At 42.0% G+C, this 17,130-nt stretch carries 17 protein-coding genes; 4 read left to right on the top strand and 13 right to left on the bottom strand.

Features of this window, described 5'->3' with window-relative positions; genetic code table 11:
- The first annotated feature begins 280 nt into the window (after positions 1 to 280).
- Positions 281 to 3,076, top strand: a complete 2,796-nt coding sequence (gene secA / locus ACM0OW_RS18440; protein ID WP_414551607.1) for a preprotein translocase subunit SecA — start codon at positions 281 to 283, stop codon at positions 3,074 to 3,076.
- A gap of 82 nt (positions 3,077 to 3,158) precedes the next feature.
- Here secA and ACM0OW_RS18445 read toward each other — a convergent pair whose 3' ends face one another.
- Both ACM0OW_RS18445 and ACM0OW_RS18450 read right to left on the bottom strand, forming a co-directional pair.
- Positions 3,159 to 3,482, bottom strand: a complete 324-nt coding sequence (locus ACM0OW_RS18445; RefSeq protein ID WP_414551608.1) for a type II toxin-antitoxin system PemK/MazF family toxin — start codon at positions 3,480 to 3,482, stop codon at positions 3,159 to 3,161.
- Positions 3,476 to 3,736, bottom strand: coding sequence for an AbrB/MazE/SpoVT family DNA-binding domain-containing protein (locus tag ACM0OW_RS18450; protein ID WP_414551609.1), 261 nt, complete (start codon positions 3,734 to 3,736; stop codon positions 3,476 to 3,478). The genes ACM0OW_RS18445 and ACM0OW_RS18450 overlap by 7 nt, the downstream gene beginning before the upstream one ends.
- A 147-nt stretch (positions 3,737 to 3,883) precedes the next feature.
- Here ACM0OW_RS18450 and ACM0OW_RS18455 point away from each other — a divergent pair, with 147 nt between their 5' ends.
- A complete protein-coding gene (locus ACM0OW_RS18455) occupies positions 3,884 to 4,258 on the top strand; it encodes a hypothetical protein (RefSeq protein WP_414551610.1) in 375 nt (124 codons plus the stop codon).
- Between the two features lie 358 nt (positions 4,259 to 4,616).
- On the top strand, positions 4,617 to 6,245 hold the full coding sequence (locus tag ACM0OW_RS18460; protein WP_414551611.1) for an adenylate/guanylate cyclase domain-containing protein: 1,629 nt from the start codon (positions 4,617 to 4,619) through the stop codon (positions 6,243 to 6,245).
- Between the two features lie 343 nt (positions 6,246 to 6,588).
- On the opposite strand, the gene ACM0OW_RS18465 is transcribed toward ACM0OW_RS18460, so the two are convergent.
- The 11 genes from ACM0OW_RS18465 to ACM0OW_RS18515 form a co-directional block, all read right to left on the bottom strand.
- Positions 6,589 to 7,488 (bottom strand): glycine betaine ABC transporter substrate-binding protein, encoded by a 900-nt coding sequence (locus ACM0OW_RS18465; RefSeq protein WP_414551612.1) that lies wholly within the window; start codon positions 7,486 to 7,488, stop codon positions 6,589 to 6,591.
- Between the two features lie 57 nt (positions 7,489 to 7,545).
- On the bottom strand, positions 7,546 to 8,178 hold the full coding sequence (locus tag ACM0OW_RS18470) for an ABC transporter permease (RefSeq protein ID WP_414551613.1): 633 nt from the start codon (positions 8,176 to 8,178) through the stop codon (positions 7,546 to 7,548).
- Positions 8,175 to 8,933: an ATP-binding cassette domain-containing protein gene (locus ACM0OW_RS18475; RefSeq protein ID WP_414551614.1), complete on the bottom strand. Its 759-nt coding sequence runs from the start codon at positions 8,931 to 8,933 to the stop codon at positions 8,175 to 8,177. Before ACM0OW_RS18475 ends, ACM0OW_RS18470 begins: the two co-directional genes overlap by 4 nt.
- 232 nt (positions 8,934 to 9,165) lie before the next feature.
- On the bottom strand, positions 9,166 to 10,428 hold the full coding sequence (locus ACM0OW_RS18480) for a ribulose bisphosphate carboxylase small subunit (RefSeq protein ID WP_414551615.1): 1,263 nt from the start codon (positions 10,426 to 10,428) through the stop codon (positions 9,166 to 9,168).
- 87 nt (positions 10,429 to 10,515) lie between these two features.
- Positions 10,516 to 10,896 (bottom strand): type II toxin-antitoxin system VapC family toxin, encoded by a 381-nt coding sequence (locus tag ACM0OW_RS18485; RefSeq protein WP_414551616.1) that lies wholly within the window; start codon positions 10,894 to 10,896, stop codon positions 10,516 to 10,518.
- Entirely contained in the window at positions 10,893 to 11,120 is a 228-nt protein-coding gene (locus ACM0OW_RS18490; RefSeq protein ID WP_414551617.1) for a type II toxin-antitoxin system Phd/YefM family antitoxin, read from the bottom strand. Before ACM0OW_RS18490 ends, ACM0OW_RS18485 begins: the two co-directional genes overlap by 4 nt.
- A gap of 20 nt (positions 11,121 to 11,140) precedes the next feature.
- Entirely contained in the window at positions 11,141 to 11,845 is a 705-nt protein-coding gene (locus tag ACM0OW_RS18495; RefSeq protein WP_414551618.1) for a Uma2 family endonuclease, read from the bottom strand.
- Positions 11,846 to 11,891: 46 nt separating this feature from the next.
- Positions 11,892 to 12,512 (bottom strand): GDSL-type esterase/lipase family protein, encoded by a 621-nt coding sequence (locus ACM0OW_RS18500; protein ID WP_414551619.1) that lies wholly within the window; start codon positions 12,510 to 12,512, stop codon positions 11,892 to 11,894.
- Positions 12,513 to 12,793: 281 nt separating this feature from the next.
- Positions 12,794 to 13,129 carry a ribulose bisphosphate carboxylase small subunit gene (locus ACM0OW_RS18505; RefSeq protein ID WP_414551620.1) on the bottom strand — a complete coding sequence of 112 codons (336 nt, stop codon included), beginning with the start codon at positions 13,127 to 13,129 and terminating at the stop codon, positions 12,794 to 12,796.
- A 63-nt stretch (positions 13,130 to 13,192) separates the two neighbouring features.
- Positions 13,193 to 13,591, bottom strand: coding sequence for a RuBisCO chaperone RbcX (rcbX, locus tag ACM0OW_RS18510; protein WP_414551621.1), 399 nt, complete (start codon positions 13,589 to 13,591; stop codon positions 13,193 to 13,195).
- A 101-nt stretch (positions 13,592 to 13,692) separates the two neighbouring features.
- Entirely contained in the window at positions 13,693 to 15,123 is a 1,431-nt protein-coding gene (locus ACM0OW_RS18515) for a form I ribulose bisphosphate carboxylase large subunit (protein ID WP_089089999.1), read from the bottom strand.
- Between the two features lie 786 nt (positions 15,124 to 15,909).
- On the opposite strand from ACM0OW_RS18515, the gene ACM0OW_RS18520 reads away from it, so the two are divergent.
- Positions 15,910 to 17,070, top strand: a complete 1,161-nt coding sequence (locus ACM0OW_RS18520) for a two-component regulator propeller domain-containing protein (protein WP_414551622.1) — start codon at positions 15,910 to 15,912, stop codon at positions 17,068 to 17,070.
- Positions 17,071 to 17,130: the final 60 nt, after the last annotated feature.

Consider the following 17,130-nt stretch of genomic DNA (forward strand, 5'->3'; position numbering starts at 1 on the left):
GCGAGGATATGAATAAACCCGCCCATATTACCCCGTCCCTAGTCCCCAGAGTTATCTGACTCAGTTGAGGGCAAAATGATACTATTAGATTAGTTGCAAATTTAAACTGAAAAATAACACCAATCGGTTTAATAAATGATTGGATCTACTTTTTGCTGTTTTTGAGTTAATTCTGACTTTCTACCCATCTAAAACCTAAATGGCTAGACTGGGTTAAATTCTTATAATCAATACAAAAACTTTATTCACCGTAACCCTCGACTTAGTTCCATAATCTGCCATGCTAAAACTTTTGTTGGGCGATCCCAACGCTCGTAAGCTTAAAAAATACCAACCTTACATTAGTGAAATTAACCTCTTAGAGGAAGACATTGCAGCCCTTTCCGATGAGGAGTTAAAAGGCAAAACCAGAGAATTTCAAGAGCGACTTGCCAAAGGCGAAACGCTAGATGATATTCTGCCGGAAGCCTTTGCTGTGGTCAGAGAAGCCGGACGGCGAGTCTTGGGATTGCGACATTTTGATGTCCAGATGTTGGGCGGTGTCATCCTCCACTCTGGGCAAATTGCGGAAATGAAAACCGGGGAAGGTAAAACTCTGGTTGCTACTTTGCCAAGTTATTTAAATGCTCTGAGTGGTAAAGGCGTACACGTAATTACAGTCAACGATTACTTGGCTCGTCGGGATGCTGAATGGATGGGACAGGTACATCGGTTTCTGGGATTGAGTGTGGGACTAATTCAGTCGAGCATGATTCCCAGTGAACGCCAGAAAAACTATGCGTGCGATATCACTTATGTCACCAACAGTGAGATCGGTTTTGACTACCTGCGGGACAATATGGCCACATCGATGGCTGATGTGGTACAACGCCCGTTTAATTATTGTGTAATTGATGAAGTAGACTCGATTTTAGTTGATGAGGCGCGGACACCGCTAATTATTTCTGGGCAGGTAGAAAGACCTACTGAAAAATACCTACAAGCTGCGGAAATTGCTTCCAGACTGCAAGTAGATGAGCATTACGAGGTCGATGAAAAAGCTCGTAACGTGCTGTTAACTGATGAAGGGTTCGCGGAATCAGAAAATCTTTTGGGAGTTACAGATTTATTTGACCCTGAAGATCCTTGGGCGCATTTCATGTTCAATGCTATTAAAGCTAAGGAACTTTTCCTCAAGGATAAGCACTACATCGTTGGTAACAAGGAAGTAGTAATTGTTGATGAATTTACCGGACGGGTGTTACCTGGAAGGCGTTGGAGTGATGGTTTACACCAAGCAATTGAAGCTAAAGAACACGTAGATATTCAACCGGAAACTCAAACTCTGGCGACAATTACTTATCAAAATTTGTTCTTGCTTTATCCCAAACTCGGTGGGATGACAGGAACGGCAAAAACTGAAGAGCCAGAATTTGAAAAAATCTATAAATTACAAGTTGCGGTAATCCCCACCAATAGAATCAGAAGACGGCAGGACTGGCCGGATATGGTGTTTAAAACTGAACCGGGGAAATGGCGGGCGATCGCCGGAGAATGTGCCGAAATGCACGAACTGGGCAGACCAGTCTTAGTAGGAACAACTAGTGTAGAAAAATCGGAATATCTCAGTCAGTTACTGAAGCAGATGGAAATTCCCCACGAACTGCTCAATGCTAGACCAGAAAACGTGGAACGGGAAGCAGAAATTGTCGCCCAAGCTGGACGCAGAGGGGCTGTAACTATCGCTACAAACATGGCTGGTAGAGGTACAGACATCATCCTGGGTGGTAACTCCGAATACATGGCACGTCTGAAGCTGCGGGAATACTTTATGCCGCGAATTGTCATGCCAGAAGATGAAGATGTATTTGGTGTGCAAAGAGCTGCTGGCTTGCCCACAGGACACGGTGGTGGTCAAGGTTTTGTTCCTGGGAAGAAAGTCAAAACTTGGCGAGCTTCACCGGAGATTTTCCCCACTGAACTGACAAAGGAAACTGAACAGTTATTAAAAGATGCTGTGGAAGTGGCTGTGCGGGAGTATGGCGATCGCAGTTTACCGGAACTGGAAGCTGAAGAGAAGGTAGCTGTAGCCGCCGAAAAAGCTCCCATCGATGACGCTGTAATTCTGAGGTTGCGGGAAGCTTACAACCGTGTGAAGCAGGAGTACGAACAATTCACCGAGACAGAACACAATGAAGTGATTGAATTAGGTGGTTTGCACGTCATTGGTACAGAACGCCACGAATCACGGCGGATTGATAACCAATTGCGGGGACGGGCGGGACGACAAGGAGACCCCGGTTCGACACGATTTTTCCTCAGTTTAGAGGATAACTTACTGCGGATTTTTGGAGGCGATCGCGTCGCTGGATTAATGAATGCTTTCCAAGTAGAGGAAGATATGCCCATTGAATCCGGGATGCTGACTCGCAGTTTGGAAGGCGCACAGAAAAAAGTTGAAACCTATTACTACGACATCCGTAAACAGGTGTTTGAGTACGACGAGGTAATGAATAACCAACGTCGCGCTATTTACGCTGAACGTCGTCGGGTGTTGGAAGGTCAAGACTTAAAAGAACAGGTAATCAAGTACGCTGAAAAAACGATGGATGAAATCGTTGATTTCTACATCAACCCAGACTTACCCTCCGAAGAGTGGGAGTTACAAAAGTTGGTGGAGAAAGTGAAGGAATTTGTCTATCTGCTAGCCGACATGGAAGCAAGTCAGTTAGAGGATATGAGCGTGAGCGAGATTAAGGCTTTTCTCCACGAACAAGTGCGAATTGCTTATGACCTCAAAGAAGCCCAAATTGACCAAATTCAACCGGGACTGATGCGACAGGCTGAAAGGTTCTTTATTTTGCAGCGCATTGATACTCTGTGGCGGGAACACCTGCAACAAATGGATGCTTTACGCGAATCTGTAGGTTTGCGTGGTTATGGGCAGAAAGACCCGTTGATTGAGTATAAGAGCGAGGGTTATGAACTGTTCTTGGATATGATGGTCAACATCCGCCGAGATGTGGTTTACTCGTTGTTTATGTTCCAGCCTCAGCAGTCGGCTCCTGTGGCACAGCCATCATCTGAGATGGTTTAATTAGGAAGATTTTTCACGCACCAGACGCAACAGGCGCAGAGAGGGTTTTCTGCGTCTTTGTTTTATGCTGAATGAGGTTAACTTATTCTGCAAACATTTGGGCTAAGATGTCAAGAACTGTTTTTTGTTCTTCTGCGCTAATTTGGCCAAGCAATTTGACTAATCGAGTTTTATCTACTGTACGAATTTGGTCAAGTACAATTTGTCCATTTTGTCCTTGAAATTGACAAGTTACCCTTGTAGGATATGTTTGTCCTTTTGTGGTCATTGGTGCAACAATGACGGTGGCAATATGGTGGTTGATCTCGTTTGGTGAAATTACTAAACAGGGGCGTGTTTTTTGAATTTCTCTCCCAATGGTAGGATCAAGGTTAACTAGGAAAACATCAAATCGGTTGACTACCATTCCCATTCAAGCTGATCCCATTCTGTTGTATTGGTATCATCTAATAGGACATCATCATGTTTTTGTGCCATTGCTGCAAATGCTTTGTCCCAATTCGCCCTTGCTTGTTCAACTGGGCGAATAATCAGATGATTTCCATGAACTTCAATTTCTACTTCTAAGTTAATACCGCTTTGTTCTAATAGGTTTTTGGGTATACGAAGTCCTTGGGAATTGCCGATTTTTACTATTCGGGTTTTAATAGCTTTACCCATTTTATTTTATAGAGAATAGGCTGGTATCTACATTGTAATTACATAAATAGAAATAGTCAAGTCGAAAGCCTCAAGCAACGGTGCAAACTTCTGAGATTCACGCAGAGGCTTAGAGAAGTACTTTCTTTTAAACCAAAAGAAGTCGAGTTGGAAATAGAACTTTATAACGTTATCCTAGAAGAGTTTTTAACTAAATTCGTCGAACCTGCTGTACAAGGTTTAGAGATCAGAGTTTTAACTTCTTTAGCTGAAAGAACTATTGATAATTCAATGAATCCAGAACTTGCAGAAAAACTTAGACGCTTTTCAAATTGTGCGAATAAGTCAACTGGAGGTCCACATCCTCGCGATGAACAGAGTTTTGTTGAGTTGATCATTCAGGGACATCAGGAAAATTCTTTGTTGGATGAATCAACTTTAGAGAAACTTTTGATAGATGAGGGTTGGTCTAAGAAGTACGCTAATGAGCTTTCTAATAGATATCGCTTTGGGAGACAATTATTAAAATTTTACAGTTCCTAAAATAATGTAAGCCCGATTATTGAACAGGATTTTGGGCAAGTTGATACTAATGATTGGGCATAGCACGGGAATGGTAATATACAAATCGATGATGGATTTATTATAATCTGCGGTTTTTACTGTAGAATTTTAATCGAACTTATATCAGTATGTTGTAAGCGATCGCATCGCAGTTACAGCCCAAATGCTATACCGGGTAATTCCAGCTATATTTAGATCATATTTGTGATATTTTAGACAAGCAGTTGTCTTAATGCCATTAACAGTGTCATAAAGAGAAGGTAAAGGATTCAGCCTGGGTATTATTTATATCAAAAATCCTTGCGTTCCCAGCTTCCAGGATAGGCACATCACACTTATGACTGAAATCACGTTACGCATACAACAGGGAGAAACGGAAAGAACGTTGACAGTGAATCAAGACCTATTCACAATTGGGCGGTTGCCCGAATGTGACTTGTACTTACCTTTTGGCGGAGTTTCCCGGAGACACGCCCGACTGGTAAAAACTGTTAATGGTGTATGGACTATTGAGGATTTAGGCAGCAAAAACGGGACGCAGGTGAATCAAAATCTGATTAGTAATACCCAAGAGTTGCATCATGGTGATATGATTTGGCTGGGAAATGCGAGTTTGGAAGTGCTGTTTACTAATACTGTTACACATTGTACAAATCAGGAAACTATCGCAGAATACGCTTCTAAGCCCAGAACAATTTTTCACAACGTCAAGCAACTGCAACAGCAATGGATAGAAGCTGATAGCCCAGAGGGGGAAACCAGCAATAAAGACCAAACCATTGCCCGCCTCAAAGACTTAGTAGATATAGCCAAAAATCTCTGTGCAGCAGCATCCATAGAAGAGATTTTCTCTCAAGTGCAACAAGTTGTCTTTCGTTATCTCGATAGCATAGACCGCTTGGCATTATTGATTGATGTCAATGGGCGCGGTCAATTGAAATTAATGAATGCTGCTACTAGAGACATTTCCCAACAGAAATATCTAGCAGGTGAAGGTGACTGGATTAGTCGCAGTATCTGTCAAAAAGTATTTGAGGAAAAAATTGCCATTCAAACTGCTGATGCCCAAGAGGATGAACGTTTTTCGGGAGAACACAGCATTTTGGTGAAAGGCATCCGTAGCGCTATGGCAGTACCTTTGTGGGATGAAAATAAAGTTGTCGGTGTTCTTTATGCTGATGCTCATCTTTCTTCTTCCCATTGGGCAAATGAAGGGGAGGAAGAACTCAGCTTTTTTTCAGCTTTAGCAAATCTTGTCGCTTCTAGTGTGCAGCGTTGGCTGTTGGCAGAGAAATTAAAAACTGAAGAGGTAATTCGTCATCGATTAGAGCGTTATCATTCTCCAGCCGTTGTACAGCATTTAATCTCTGTAGGCGGTTTACCTGATGGTCGTTTACCACCCGCAGAAAGTGAAATCAGTGTTGTATTTGCAGATTTAGTTGGGTTTACGGCAATTTCAGAACGGTTAAAACCAACTGCGGTCGCGGAATTATTGAATAATTTATTTGAAGAGATGTTGCAAGAAGTGTTTACCTATGGTGGCACTTTGGATAAATACATTGGTGATTGTATTATGGCATTTTTTGGCGCACCAGAACCCCAACTAGATCATGCTAATCGCGCCACTGCTGCTGCTAAGGGAATGCTAGCTCGTTTAGAACGTCTCAATGCTAGTGGTTTTTGGCAAGAACCTCTACAGCTACGTATTGCTATTAACAGTGGTAAAGCTGTGGTAGGGGATGTTGGCAGTTCTCAAAGGGTAGATTACACAGCATTAGGAGCAGCGATTAATCTTGCAGCTCGGATGGAAGCAGTATGTCCGCCCAGTGAATGCGTCATCACTGAAGCCACTTATTTCATGCTTTCAGAATCCTCAGACTTTAAAGAAATGGGGCATTATCGTTTTAAAGGTATTGATAGATTAGTCAAAATTTATCAGACCAAAACCGTAACTCAAAAGGTTTAATTTTTACAGCACTTTGCCATACACTATAGGAATCATATTTGATTTATGAAAAAAATAAGTATTGTAGTGGCGTGGCAAGCTTAAAATGATGCAAAAAATTGTAGGTTGGGTTGACTTCAGGAAACCCAACATCATTGGCAGCGTTGGGTTGTGCTGTGCTTAACCCAACCTACTTCTAATGCAATTGTTTTAGGCTTGTCAATCCAGTAGGGTGCATTAGGATGAAATCCGTAACGCACCATCACTATTAAAATTTTCGGAAATCAACAATGTCCTAACCTCCTTGGCGGTTGCTATAAATAGAATGCTGATGCTGTCGGAATTACGAATTACGAATTATAAATTACAAACCCTGAGATTTGCGAAACTCGCGCACCACAGTTTTAATATCCTGTAATTCACCTTCAACTAAATTATTTAACTGTCGCATTTCATCACTTGTAATTTTTCCAGTAAGTTGATTTATAGCCTCTCTTAATTGTGGATATTTATCTAAAGTTTCTTTACGGACAATAGGCGTAGCTTCATAAGGGGGAAAATATTTTTGATCATCTTCAAGTACGACCAATCCCAGTCGGGAGATTTGCCCATCTGTAGAATTACCTGCTACCATATCCACTTGTTTTTGAATTAAAGCCCGATATATTAAACCCAAGTCCATAATTTGGGGAGGTTTAGCAAAACTTAGACCGTAGGTTTTCGCTAACCCTGGAAAACCATCTTCCCGTTCCAAAAATTCATAGCCAAACCCACCGCGCCATTGAGGTGTATATTTCGCAGCTTGTGAGAGAGTTTGAATTTTGTAGCGTTGAGCATCTTCACCCCGAATAATTATGGCAAAAGTATTTTCAAACCCTAAACTAGGCATTACTTCTAAATTAAACTGTTCTGCATAAGCCTGTTTTAACTGCTCATGGACTACTCGTGGATCATTAATTGCTTCTTTCTTTAAAATGCCAGTAAAAGCTGTGCCTGTGTACTCAATATAGGCATCAATTTGTCCGGCGAGAATAGCATTATGGCAAACAAAAGAACCACCTAAACGAGGACGGCGAGTTACTTTTAAATCAGTAGTATCTTCAATTTGTTGTGCTAACAGTTCTCCTAATATATCTTGTTCAGTAAAATCTTTAGAAGCAACAACAATATCACCAGCACCGCCAGTGGTAGCATTGAAATTACAACTAGATATTGCTATCACTAAGACAAAGCTTAATAGACACAAACTCAATAACTTTTTCATGATTTCCTACGAATTAAAACTCTCGTATTTATGTAATGATTTACCAGAGTTTTAATTTTAAATTTTTACTTTTAATTTCGTTTCTAGCCAACCAATACCCAAATCAGCGAGTAATGCAATCATCGCCGCCGGCACAGCACCCGCTAAAATTAACTGATTATTGACTACGGCAATTCCCCGAAAAATAAACACGCCCAAACCACCAGCACCAATGGCTGCGGCAATTGTAGCAATCCCGATAGAAATGACTGTTGCTACGCGCACACCTGCCAAAATAACCCCCATTGCTAAGGGTATCTCTACTTGTAACAACAATTGTCGATCTGTCATTCCCATACCTCTCCCAGCCTCCCGAATCGCTGGATCTACCCCAGTTATACCAGTATAAGTATTGCGGATTATGGGCAGAAAGGAATATAAAGTCAGGGCAAAAATTGCTGGTACAACCCCAATCCCACCAATTACGGGGACTGGAATCAGTAAACCAAATAATGCCAAGCTGGGGATCGTTTGCAGAATATTGGCAATACCGAGAATAGGTTGGCGCAGGTGAGTTTTACGGGTGATTAAAATACCTAAAGGAATACCAATGAGTGTAGCAGTGGCGATCGCAATACTCACCATAAATAAGTGTTCTAGGGTATGTCGCAGGATTTCCGGCGCATACTTGATCAAGAAAAAGTCTTTCATAAAGTTTCTTGTAGTGATTGCAGACATTGCAGAAAAGCTAGGCTTTCTGGGTGTTGCGATCGCTTAAATTCTTCCTTTGTCCCTAATACTACCAATTCTCCCCCACACATTAGCCCAATTCGTGAAGCTAAAACAAAGGCTTCTTGAATATCATGGGTGACAAACACCACTGTCTTGTTCAATTCCCGTTGTAAGCGGCGAAACTCTTGTTGCAGTTCTAAACGGGTAATGGGATCGAGTGCGCCGAAAGGTTCATCCATCAATAATACTGGTGGATCGGCTGCTAATGCCCTAGCTACACCCACTCGTTGCTTTTGTCCTCCAGAAAGTTCATGAGGATAACGCGCTGCAAATTGTGCAGGATCTAAACCTACCATCTGCAACAATTCATAAACCCGTGTTTTAATTTGTTTAGATTGCCAACCGAGTAAATTAGGGACTAAACCCACATTACGTTCTACCGTGAAATGGGGAAATAACCCAGTTTCTTGAATGACATAACCAATATTGCGCCGCAATTTAATTTCATCCCATTGATTTGTCGGAATGCCATTAAATAATACTTCACCTTGCGTAGGTGTGAAGAGGCGATTGATTAACTTCATAGTAGTAGTTTTGCCGCTACCACTACGTCCGAGTAATACTAAAGCTTCTCCCTGGCTAATAGAGAAATTAAGATGAGATACTAAAGGGCGATGGTTGCGGCTAAAGGTGACATCCCGAAATTCCACCGCAATTGGTTTTTGTTGTTGCATAGTAATTCATTTTTTGGTGTTCCCTGATAAGAGGAACTAACCGCATAAAGCCTTCGGCATAGCTAGAGCCTCCGGCACGCTAACGCGAACGCTTACCGCGCAGCGTATGCCCCCAGGGCTTTAGTACGCAAAGTACACAAAGGAAGAAGGGAAACTGCGAGAGGCTCAGATCCCCGACTTCTTGAAGAAGTCGGGGATCTTTCTATTGTATTTGAGGCGACATCACCTCAGATTAATTCTGACCATTCGGACGCTGAATAATGGTTTCTACTACTCGCCGTTTAGCTTTCGGATCAATTCCTACCAAGCGCACGTACTCACCCTCGTATTCAGCTAAACAGGATTCTAACGCTGATATTGCATCCCATTCAGCATTGATCTGAGTTGTACCGCAACTTTGCCAAGAACCCATGCGGAAGCGACGTTCATCTACGTGTTCAAAGTTAATTCTGTGACCTTGAGCTAAAATTTGCCGGATTTGTTCTTGTGTCTCTAGGCTTAAATGGGTATTTGACCCTTTTGGGGTCTGAAATCCATTCCCGTTTTTAGGTTGCTGAAAAGTATCACTAGGTGTCACAGGCGCAGGTGGTGCAGGTTGATAATTTTTACTCCCGCGATTCAGTCGATTGTATTCATCAACTAATTGGGAATTGTCCACCCGTTGTTGTTCACCCACCATGAAGTTACCAGCCTCTACCAGGTTAGACAAGCTGAAATCCGGTTTTTTAAACTCTGGGGGCTTCTCAGCGCTGTTGACCACACGCAAAGATACACGCTCAAAACCGACTTTATGGATAAATTCACGTACTTGTTCATCATAAATACGCGATCGCAAAGCACTATAAAAGTCAATAGATTGATGAGAAAAAGTATCAACTAGCTGTTCAACTTCCCGCCGAGAAAGTCCATCTTCTGCAAAAATTCCGCTAACAATTCCCACCTTGTCGTCTCTATCTGGTTCCCAGTAAAATTTCTCCATCCGTCCATCCCGAATTAATGGCGCGTAGAGAGTGGAAAAATCATTCCCTGTGACAATAATCGGGACACGATGTAACGGTGTAGAATCGTAACTTCCAGGTAACTGCACATCTGTAGGATTATCAGCAATATTCATCAGTGTGGCATTTACCAACTGAGTATTTACAGTATATTGAGTACCTTCGTCAAAGCGTCCCGCACCCGCATCTAAATCATTAATCATCAGCACGCACATTTTGCCACGCACTTTAATTAATTCTGCGGTTTCCCGATAACGCAAACGAATCAACCGCGCCGGGTCGCCAGCATCGGGACTCTCCAATTCTCCACCTGAGATGTTAGTCACTTCGATACCCATTTTCTCGAAGACTAACTGACACTGAAATGTCTTTCCTTCGCCTTTGCGTCCATGAATCCCTAGAATCACGGGAACTCGCACCCCAGGTAGATTCAAGAAATTTTTGGTAATGTGAACGCCAAGTTTGTCTAGAAAGCGGGGAGCAATGTAGTAACTCATAAAATTATTGATTAGGACTTATTGAACAATGCTAAGTTTTTTTGGTGCATCTTGTTAATTTATCTTTTGGTATAAATTCAGTGCTACCTACCACAAACGCTGAATTGGATACGCATCAAAAATCTGATCAGCACTGAGTATCGGTATATTTTCCACTATGGACTGGGCAATTAACAATCTGTCAAACGGGTCACGATGATGTAACGGTAGTGATGAGATAACAGCAATATGGTCTATTCTGATTGGTAATAATTCAATTCCATTCATAATTATTTGCTGTTCGATAAACTCGTTAAAGGTAGGCTGGAAGTTGAGTTTACCGATACTATGCTTAATTGCCATTTCCCAAACACTGGCAATACTTACGAGATTATCATTATTTTCAATCTGCGATCGCATACTAGCGCTAATTCTTGGATCACCAGACACAAACCAAATCAAAATATGAGTGTCCAGGATTTGTCTCATTCCATATATTCCTTAAAATCTTCTAGTGGTTCATCAAAGTCATCAGATATTGTCACCAATCCCTTGGCGCTACCAAATGTGGGACGGCGTTTGACTGGAATTACAGGAATTAACTTAACAACTGGTTGATTTTCTTTAATAATGATAATCTCCTCACCAGAAAGCGCTGCTTCAATCAATTCTGGTAAATTTTGAGATGCTTCAGATACAGTAATTTGAGTCATGATTTTGACCTCGATATAGCTTAATTAGATATTTTTGATAATCTTTGTAAAAATTCTTGATGTTCTTGCGAGTTTAAACCTTGCTGTAGCACTGCTAAAACTTGTGTCATTTCCCCTGATAATAATGCGGCTACATCCAACCATAAACCAGGATAAACGCGACTTTTAATAATACCGTTAGCATCGGGTTCTAATGATATATATTCACCGTTTTCTAAAAAAAACCAATCGAATTTATGATCGAAAATTTGCCAAACCAGATATTCTTTTACACCAGTACGGCGATATACCCGTTTTTTATCATATAAATCATTAGCAGCACTACTAGCCGCAACTTCTGCGACTAATTCCGGTGCGCCTTCTACGTAGTCATCATCGCTAATATGTGCTTGTCCACCCAGTTGTTCATCAACTATCAGGACAACATCCGGTTGTGGTTCATTATCTAAATCCAGACGGACTGTAACATTATCACCTAACTCTACCCCAGGAGTAGCAACTTTATAAGTTCCCAACCAAATAATCAAATCTCCGTGAGGCTTTCCATGACTTCTAAAACGCAAAGGTGAGGCCACGTATACAATTCCTTCTATAAGTTCAGCTTTCTTCAGATTCGGCATTGCTGTGTATCGCCGTTCAAATTCGTGACGAGTCAGGCGATCGCCACTTTCTAAAGGTGGAATTTGGAGATTTTTACTCAAGCTTGGTTCTACCGATGCTTTCATAACAAATTCCTCAAAAACTTATATCTACATCTAGTATAGGCAATTCTTATTTAAACCAATTTAACCAAGCATCCCAATTATCTACAATTTGGGCAAATTCTGCGTAACCTGCGCTTCTAGGATGAGCGCCATCATAATTTTTTGCCTCATGTATCCAAATATTTGATTTTTCTAATATGGGAAATACATTTAAATAAGGCACATTTAATTCATCACAAACTAAAGAAAATCCTTGAGATAAATTCACGATTCTTTGATTTCTCCCCTCTTGTTCCTGATCAAAACATGGTGGTGGACTAACCATCAACACAGGATATAACTGTTTAGCCTCATTTAAAATATGATGAATATTTTCCAGTGATTCTGTGATTGAAACACGGGTTTTACCATTTTCTATAGTTGTATCATTAACACCAAAAGAAAATACAACTCTGCCGTCATATTCTTTTGGTAAGCGAGAAGAAACTTCCTTTAACCAACGGTTTCTGAGTTCAGTACTCGTTTCTCGGCGCACGCCTAAATTATAGTAGGTAATATCATGACCTTTTTTATTAGCATTCACACATATTCGACCTGTCCAACCCAGACATTCAGGATCACCCGCACCGTTAACAAAAGATTCACCCAAAAAACAAATTCTAATTTGCTTGGGATGCTCAAAGCTCATCAAAACTCTTCCTCTATTAAGTTGGCGTAATATTTCCACCTACTGGCGTGGCAAGCCTAAAATAGTGCATTAGACGTAGGTTGGGTTAAGCGTAGCGCAACCCAACGTTGCCAATGATGTTGGGTTTCCCAAAACCTCAACCCAACCTACAATTTTTTGCAACATTTTAAGCTTGTCACGCCACTACTTTAATTAATAAATAAGAGAGGCAGAAAACTCTACCTCTCTAACGGGGGAAAAATTAATTCAACTTCCCCCAAATCAATTCAAAAATCCAATTCTTAGTATCTGCTGGTGCTGGGCTTGTGAACAATAAAGCTAAGAACTTGACACTGCTTGATGTTGTCAAAACCAACAACACGGATAAAGCAGTTGCTGTACTGAGAACGGCAAGATTGAACTTCGCTCAATACTTCTTGAGTGGACTTAGCGCCGAACAAAGGCAATTTCCACATTGTCCAGAACATTTCTGTTGGTTCAGAAACTTCGTTGAACTCAATAGCTGGAATGTAACCTTGAGTCAAGATGTACTGAACCTGCTTGGCAATTTGAGCATCAGACAGGGGTGGAAGGTAAGAAAGGGTTTCGTAACGACGCTCTTTTGGTAAAGTTTGCATAGCTTTTGATAATGGGTTGCGATTGATATGACTTATTAGTAAACAGTTATCAGTTAAAAACTATCACTGTTCACTATTGAAATCTGAACTTGTCTGCTGTTCCGAGTTTGGACTGGGGTGAGATGTATCTATTCGTGTCATGCGTTCGAGATGCTGGCGACGTTGTTCCATGTTGGCTTGCTGAAAGCCAGTGCGAACCATTTCGGGAAGAAAATCGGCGACTTCCTCCGCGATGTGTTCTCTGACAGTCATAATCCGTAAAGCCAAATCTGGCTTTTCCAGAAACAGTTGCTGAATATACGCTTCTCCATCCTGGATTTTGCCAGAGGAAAAGTTATGTAGCCAAAGTTCCAACGGTGGATTTGTTTCGCCTAGCTGTGCCAATACTGTTTTCAGCGCCTGATAAGTCAGGTAGCTTTGCAATGTCTTGGCTGTATCCTTGGCAATTTGCTTAAGATTCATGTTTGTCCCCAGCCCATAAAAAGTAAAAAGCTAAAGTAAAAAGTAAAAAGAAAGAATATTATTTTCTTTTACTCTTTAACTTTTTACTAGTTACTTGAGGATCAGACAGTATCCATGGCCTCGAACTCGAACTTGATTTCTTTCCAAAGTTCGCAAGCCACAGCCAATTCAGGACTCCACTTAGCAGCTTCGCGGATCACGTCGTTACCTTCACGAGCCAAGTTGCGGCCTTCGTTACGAGCTTGGATACAAGCTTCCAAAGCTACGCGGTTAGCGGTTGCACCAGGTGCGTTACCCCAGGGGTGACCAAGTGTACCACCACCAAATTGTAGTACGGAGTCATCACCGAAGATTTCTACAAGTGCGGGCATATGCCATACGTGGATACCACCGGAAGCAACTGCCATTACGCCACCCATAGAAGCCCAGTCTTGGGTAAAGTAGATACCGCGAGACAAGTCTCTTTCAACGTAGTTTTCACGCAATAGGTCAACGAAGCCCATTGTGATACCACGTTCGCCTTCCAATTTACCAACCACTGTACCGGTGTGAATGTGATCACCACCAGACATCCGTAGGGTTTTAGCCAATACGCGGAAGTGAATACCGTGGTTCTTTTGACGGTCGATAACGGCGTGCATAGCACGGTGAATGTGCAGTAATACACCGTTAGCGCGACACCAATGAGACAATGTGGTGTTAGCTGTGAAACCTGCGGTCAGGTAGTCATGCATAATGATGGGCATTTTGAGTTCTTTAGCGAACTCAGCCCGTTGCAACATTTGTTCGCAGGTGGGGGCGGTAACGTTCAGGTAGTGACCTTTGATTTCGCCGGTTTCTGCTTGTGCTTTGTGAATAGCATCTGCTACAAACAAGAAGCGATCGCGCCATCTTTGGAATGGTGCAGAGTTGATGTTTTCGTCATCTTTGGTGAAGTCCAAACCACCGCGCAAGCATTCGTATACAGCACGTCCGTAGTTTTTAGCGGACAAACCTAATTTAGGCTTAATGGTACAACCCAACAAAGGACGACCATATTTGTTTAATTTGTCACGTTCTACTTGAATACCGTGAGGAGGTCCTTGGAAAGTCTTCAGGTATGCAACGGGAATCCGCAAGTCTTCCAAACGTAGCGCCCGCAGAGCTTTAAAACCAAATACGTTACCTACAATTGAGGTCAACATATTGGTGACGGAGCCTTCCTCGAACAAGTCTAGAGGATAAGCAACGTAGCAGATGTATTGGTTATCTTCACCAGCAACTGGTTCGATGTCGTAGCAACGACCTTTGTAGCGGTCGAGGTCGGTGAGCAAGTCTGTCCATACAGTTGTCCAAGTACCGGTGGAGGACTCAGCCGCCACAGCAGCACCTGCTTCTTCGGGAGGCACTCCAGGTTGGGGAGTCATCCGGAATGCTGCAAGAATATCTGTATCTTTAGGTGTGTAGTCTGGGGTGTAATAAGTTAGTCTGTAATCTTTAACACCGGCTTGGTACCCTGATTTGCTCTGGGTCTTAGTTTGAGCGTAAGACATAAATTCCCTTCCAAGAAGTCACTCTTTAATTACTTCATCAAATCACGTTCTGTGCAACTTTCTTTCACTCCCGCTTTTTCCCCTCACTAATTGAGGGGAAAATCAGGAAAAATTTTTTGTTAGAGGTTGGCTTTGGCGGGTAGATTTTCTAGCAACGAACATTTAGTAACATTTATTCACAAATGTTCTCCCCAATTTGGGGTGCGTGAACTTACACTTGGTGCTTTTTCCTCATCCCGTGAATAAAAATTTTCTTTTATCTCTTTCTCTTACCCCGCTAAATTTTTCTATTTCCAGCAAAAACTCCGGTTTTGCGGGAAGTATTAAATTATTTCCCCTACATATCGGGGTTTTTAAGGCAGTGGGCTGGTTGATACCCATTCCCGGCGACGCACTCCTAATATGTCCCCTAATAATGGTAAACATACTCAGAGAGAATTTGCTTGACAGAAACTCAGCAGAGTGATAAGCGAAATAAAAAGAAATTGCACACCACGTAATTTGTAGCTTGTCTCACAATATATCAATAATTTGATAAGTTATTCTTTGAAAATTTTTAACTTATATATTTAATTTTGTTATTACATAAATATTTAAACCTTTTATTAAGTTTTATGTAGAAAAGTAAAGTCTGACTGTACGGGAGTAGCGAATGGAGAGTACGAAGCGAGGACTGTGTGAGAAACTAATGACTAAATAACTAATTTATTTACAAAAAATTGCTACTGAAGTTTAAAACACCCTGACTGGGGGAACACTGGAATTAACTGCTAGCTAGTTTAGGTAATGGCTGTGGGTACTGTCTTCAAAGGAAATGTCATGGTCGCATCACTTCGCAAACGTCATAAATTATTGCTTACTTCTGTATTTTTGGGGTTGATAGCTCTGCCTAGCATTGGTCTTATAACGATGACAAATGTGGCCAGGGCAGACAAAATTGATTCTAATGCGCCGCCACAAAAAACTCCTGACGTTGATTCATCTGAGCTAACTCCTGCTTATCCGGCTACTCCACCACCTCCGAGAGTAGACCTTTTACCTGATGAACGAGGAATCCAAGAGCGATCGCTCGAAACAGATTATCGTGTTAGTAACCTACTAGGAGATTTTACAGGTAATCTCTGGGTGGGTTCATGGCGAGGATTATCGCGCATTGACCCCAATACAGGTAGAATTTTATCGCGTGTGAGTTTACCGAATGTAGCAATTGGGGCATTAGCACAAGATAAAGTGGGTCGTTTATGGGTCGGGACTTATGAAGGACTACAGCGAGTAGACCCCCGCACGAGCGAAATTACCGCCCAGAATTTATTTTTGCCTTCCAAACGGGTTTTATCTTTGTTGGTTGACAAACGGGGCTATTTGTGGACTGGAACCGATAATGGGTTGGCATTAGTTAGCCCAGACCAAGGCTTAATTATGACAACATTAAAAAATTTGCCTGGTGTCAGCGCCAACGCTATGACTTTAGATGCTGAAGGTCAGCTATGGATTGGGACTTTAGATGGACTGGTGCGGGTAAATACTGCCAGTGCTTTAATTATGAAGCGGATTAACCAGTTACCTGGGTCGAACGTGCAAACCCTAGCTATTAGTCCATCCGGTTTAATTTGGGCGGGAATGCCAAATAATTTGCTAGTTATTAATCCCAAAACAGGTGTAGTTTTACGGTCTGTAACTCCACTCCGGGGGCGAAATGTCACAGCAGTGCGCTTTGCCCAAGATGGGAGTGTGTGGGTAGGAACTCGCAATGGTTTGTTACGATTAAATCCACAGACAGGGGCTGTATTAGACGAAGTTGCGGGACTTCCTTCTAGTCGAGTTCTTACCCTTGCGCCCGATGTCGGGAATAAATTATGGATTGGGACTAGTGAAGGTCTAGGTTGGTTAATGCCCACGAGGGACAGTGCAAAACCTCATCTGGCTTTTAGTCGGGCGGTTGAATGAGGCAGGGGGAGAAGAGGCAGGGGGGCAGGGGGCAGGGGGGAATGAATTAGAATATCCTCA

The sequence above is a fragment of the Anabaena sp. CCY 0017 genome (genome assembly GCF_963920885.1).
GTDB lineage: Bacteria > Cyanobacteriota > Cyanobacteriia > Cyanobacteriales > Nostocaceae > Nodularia.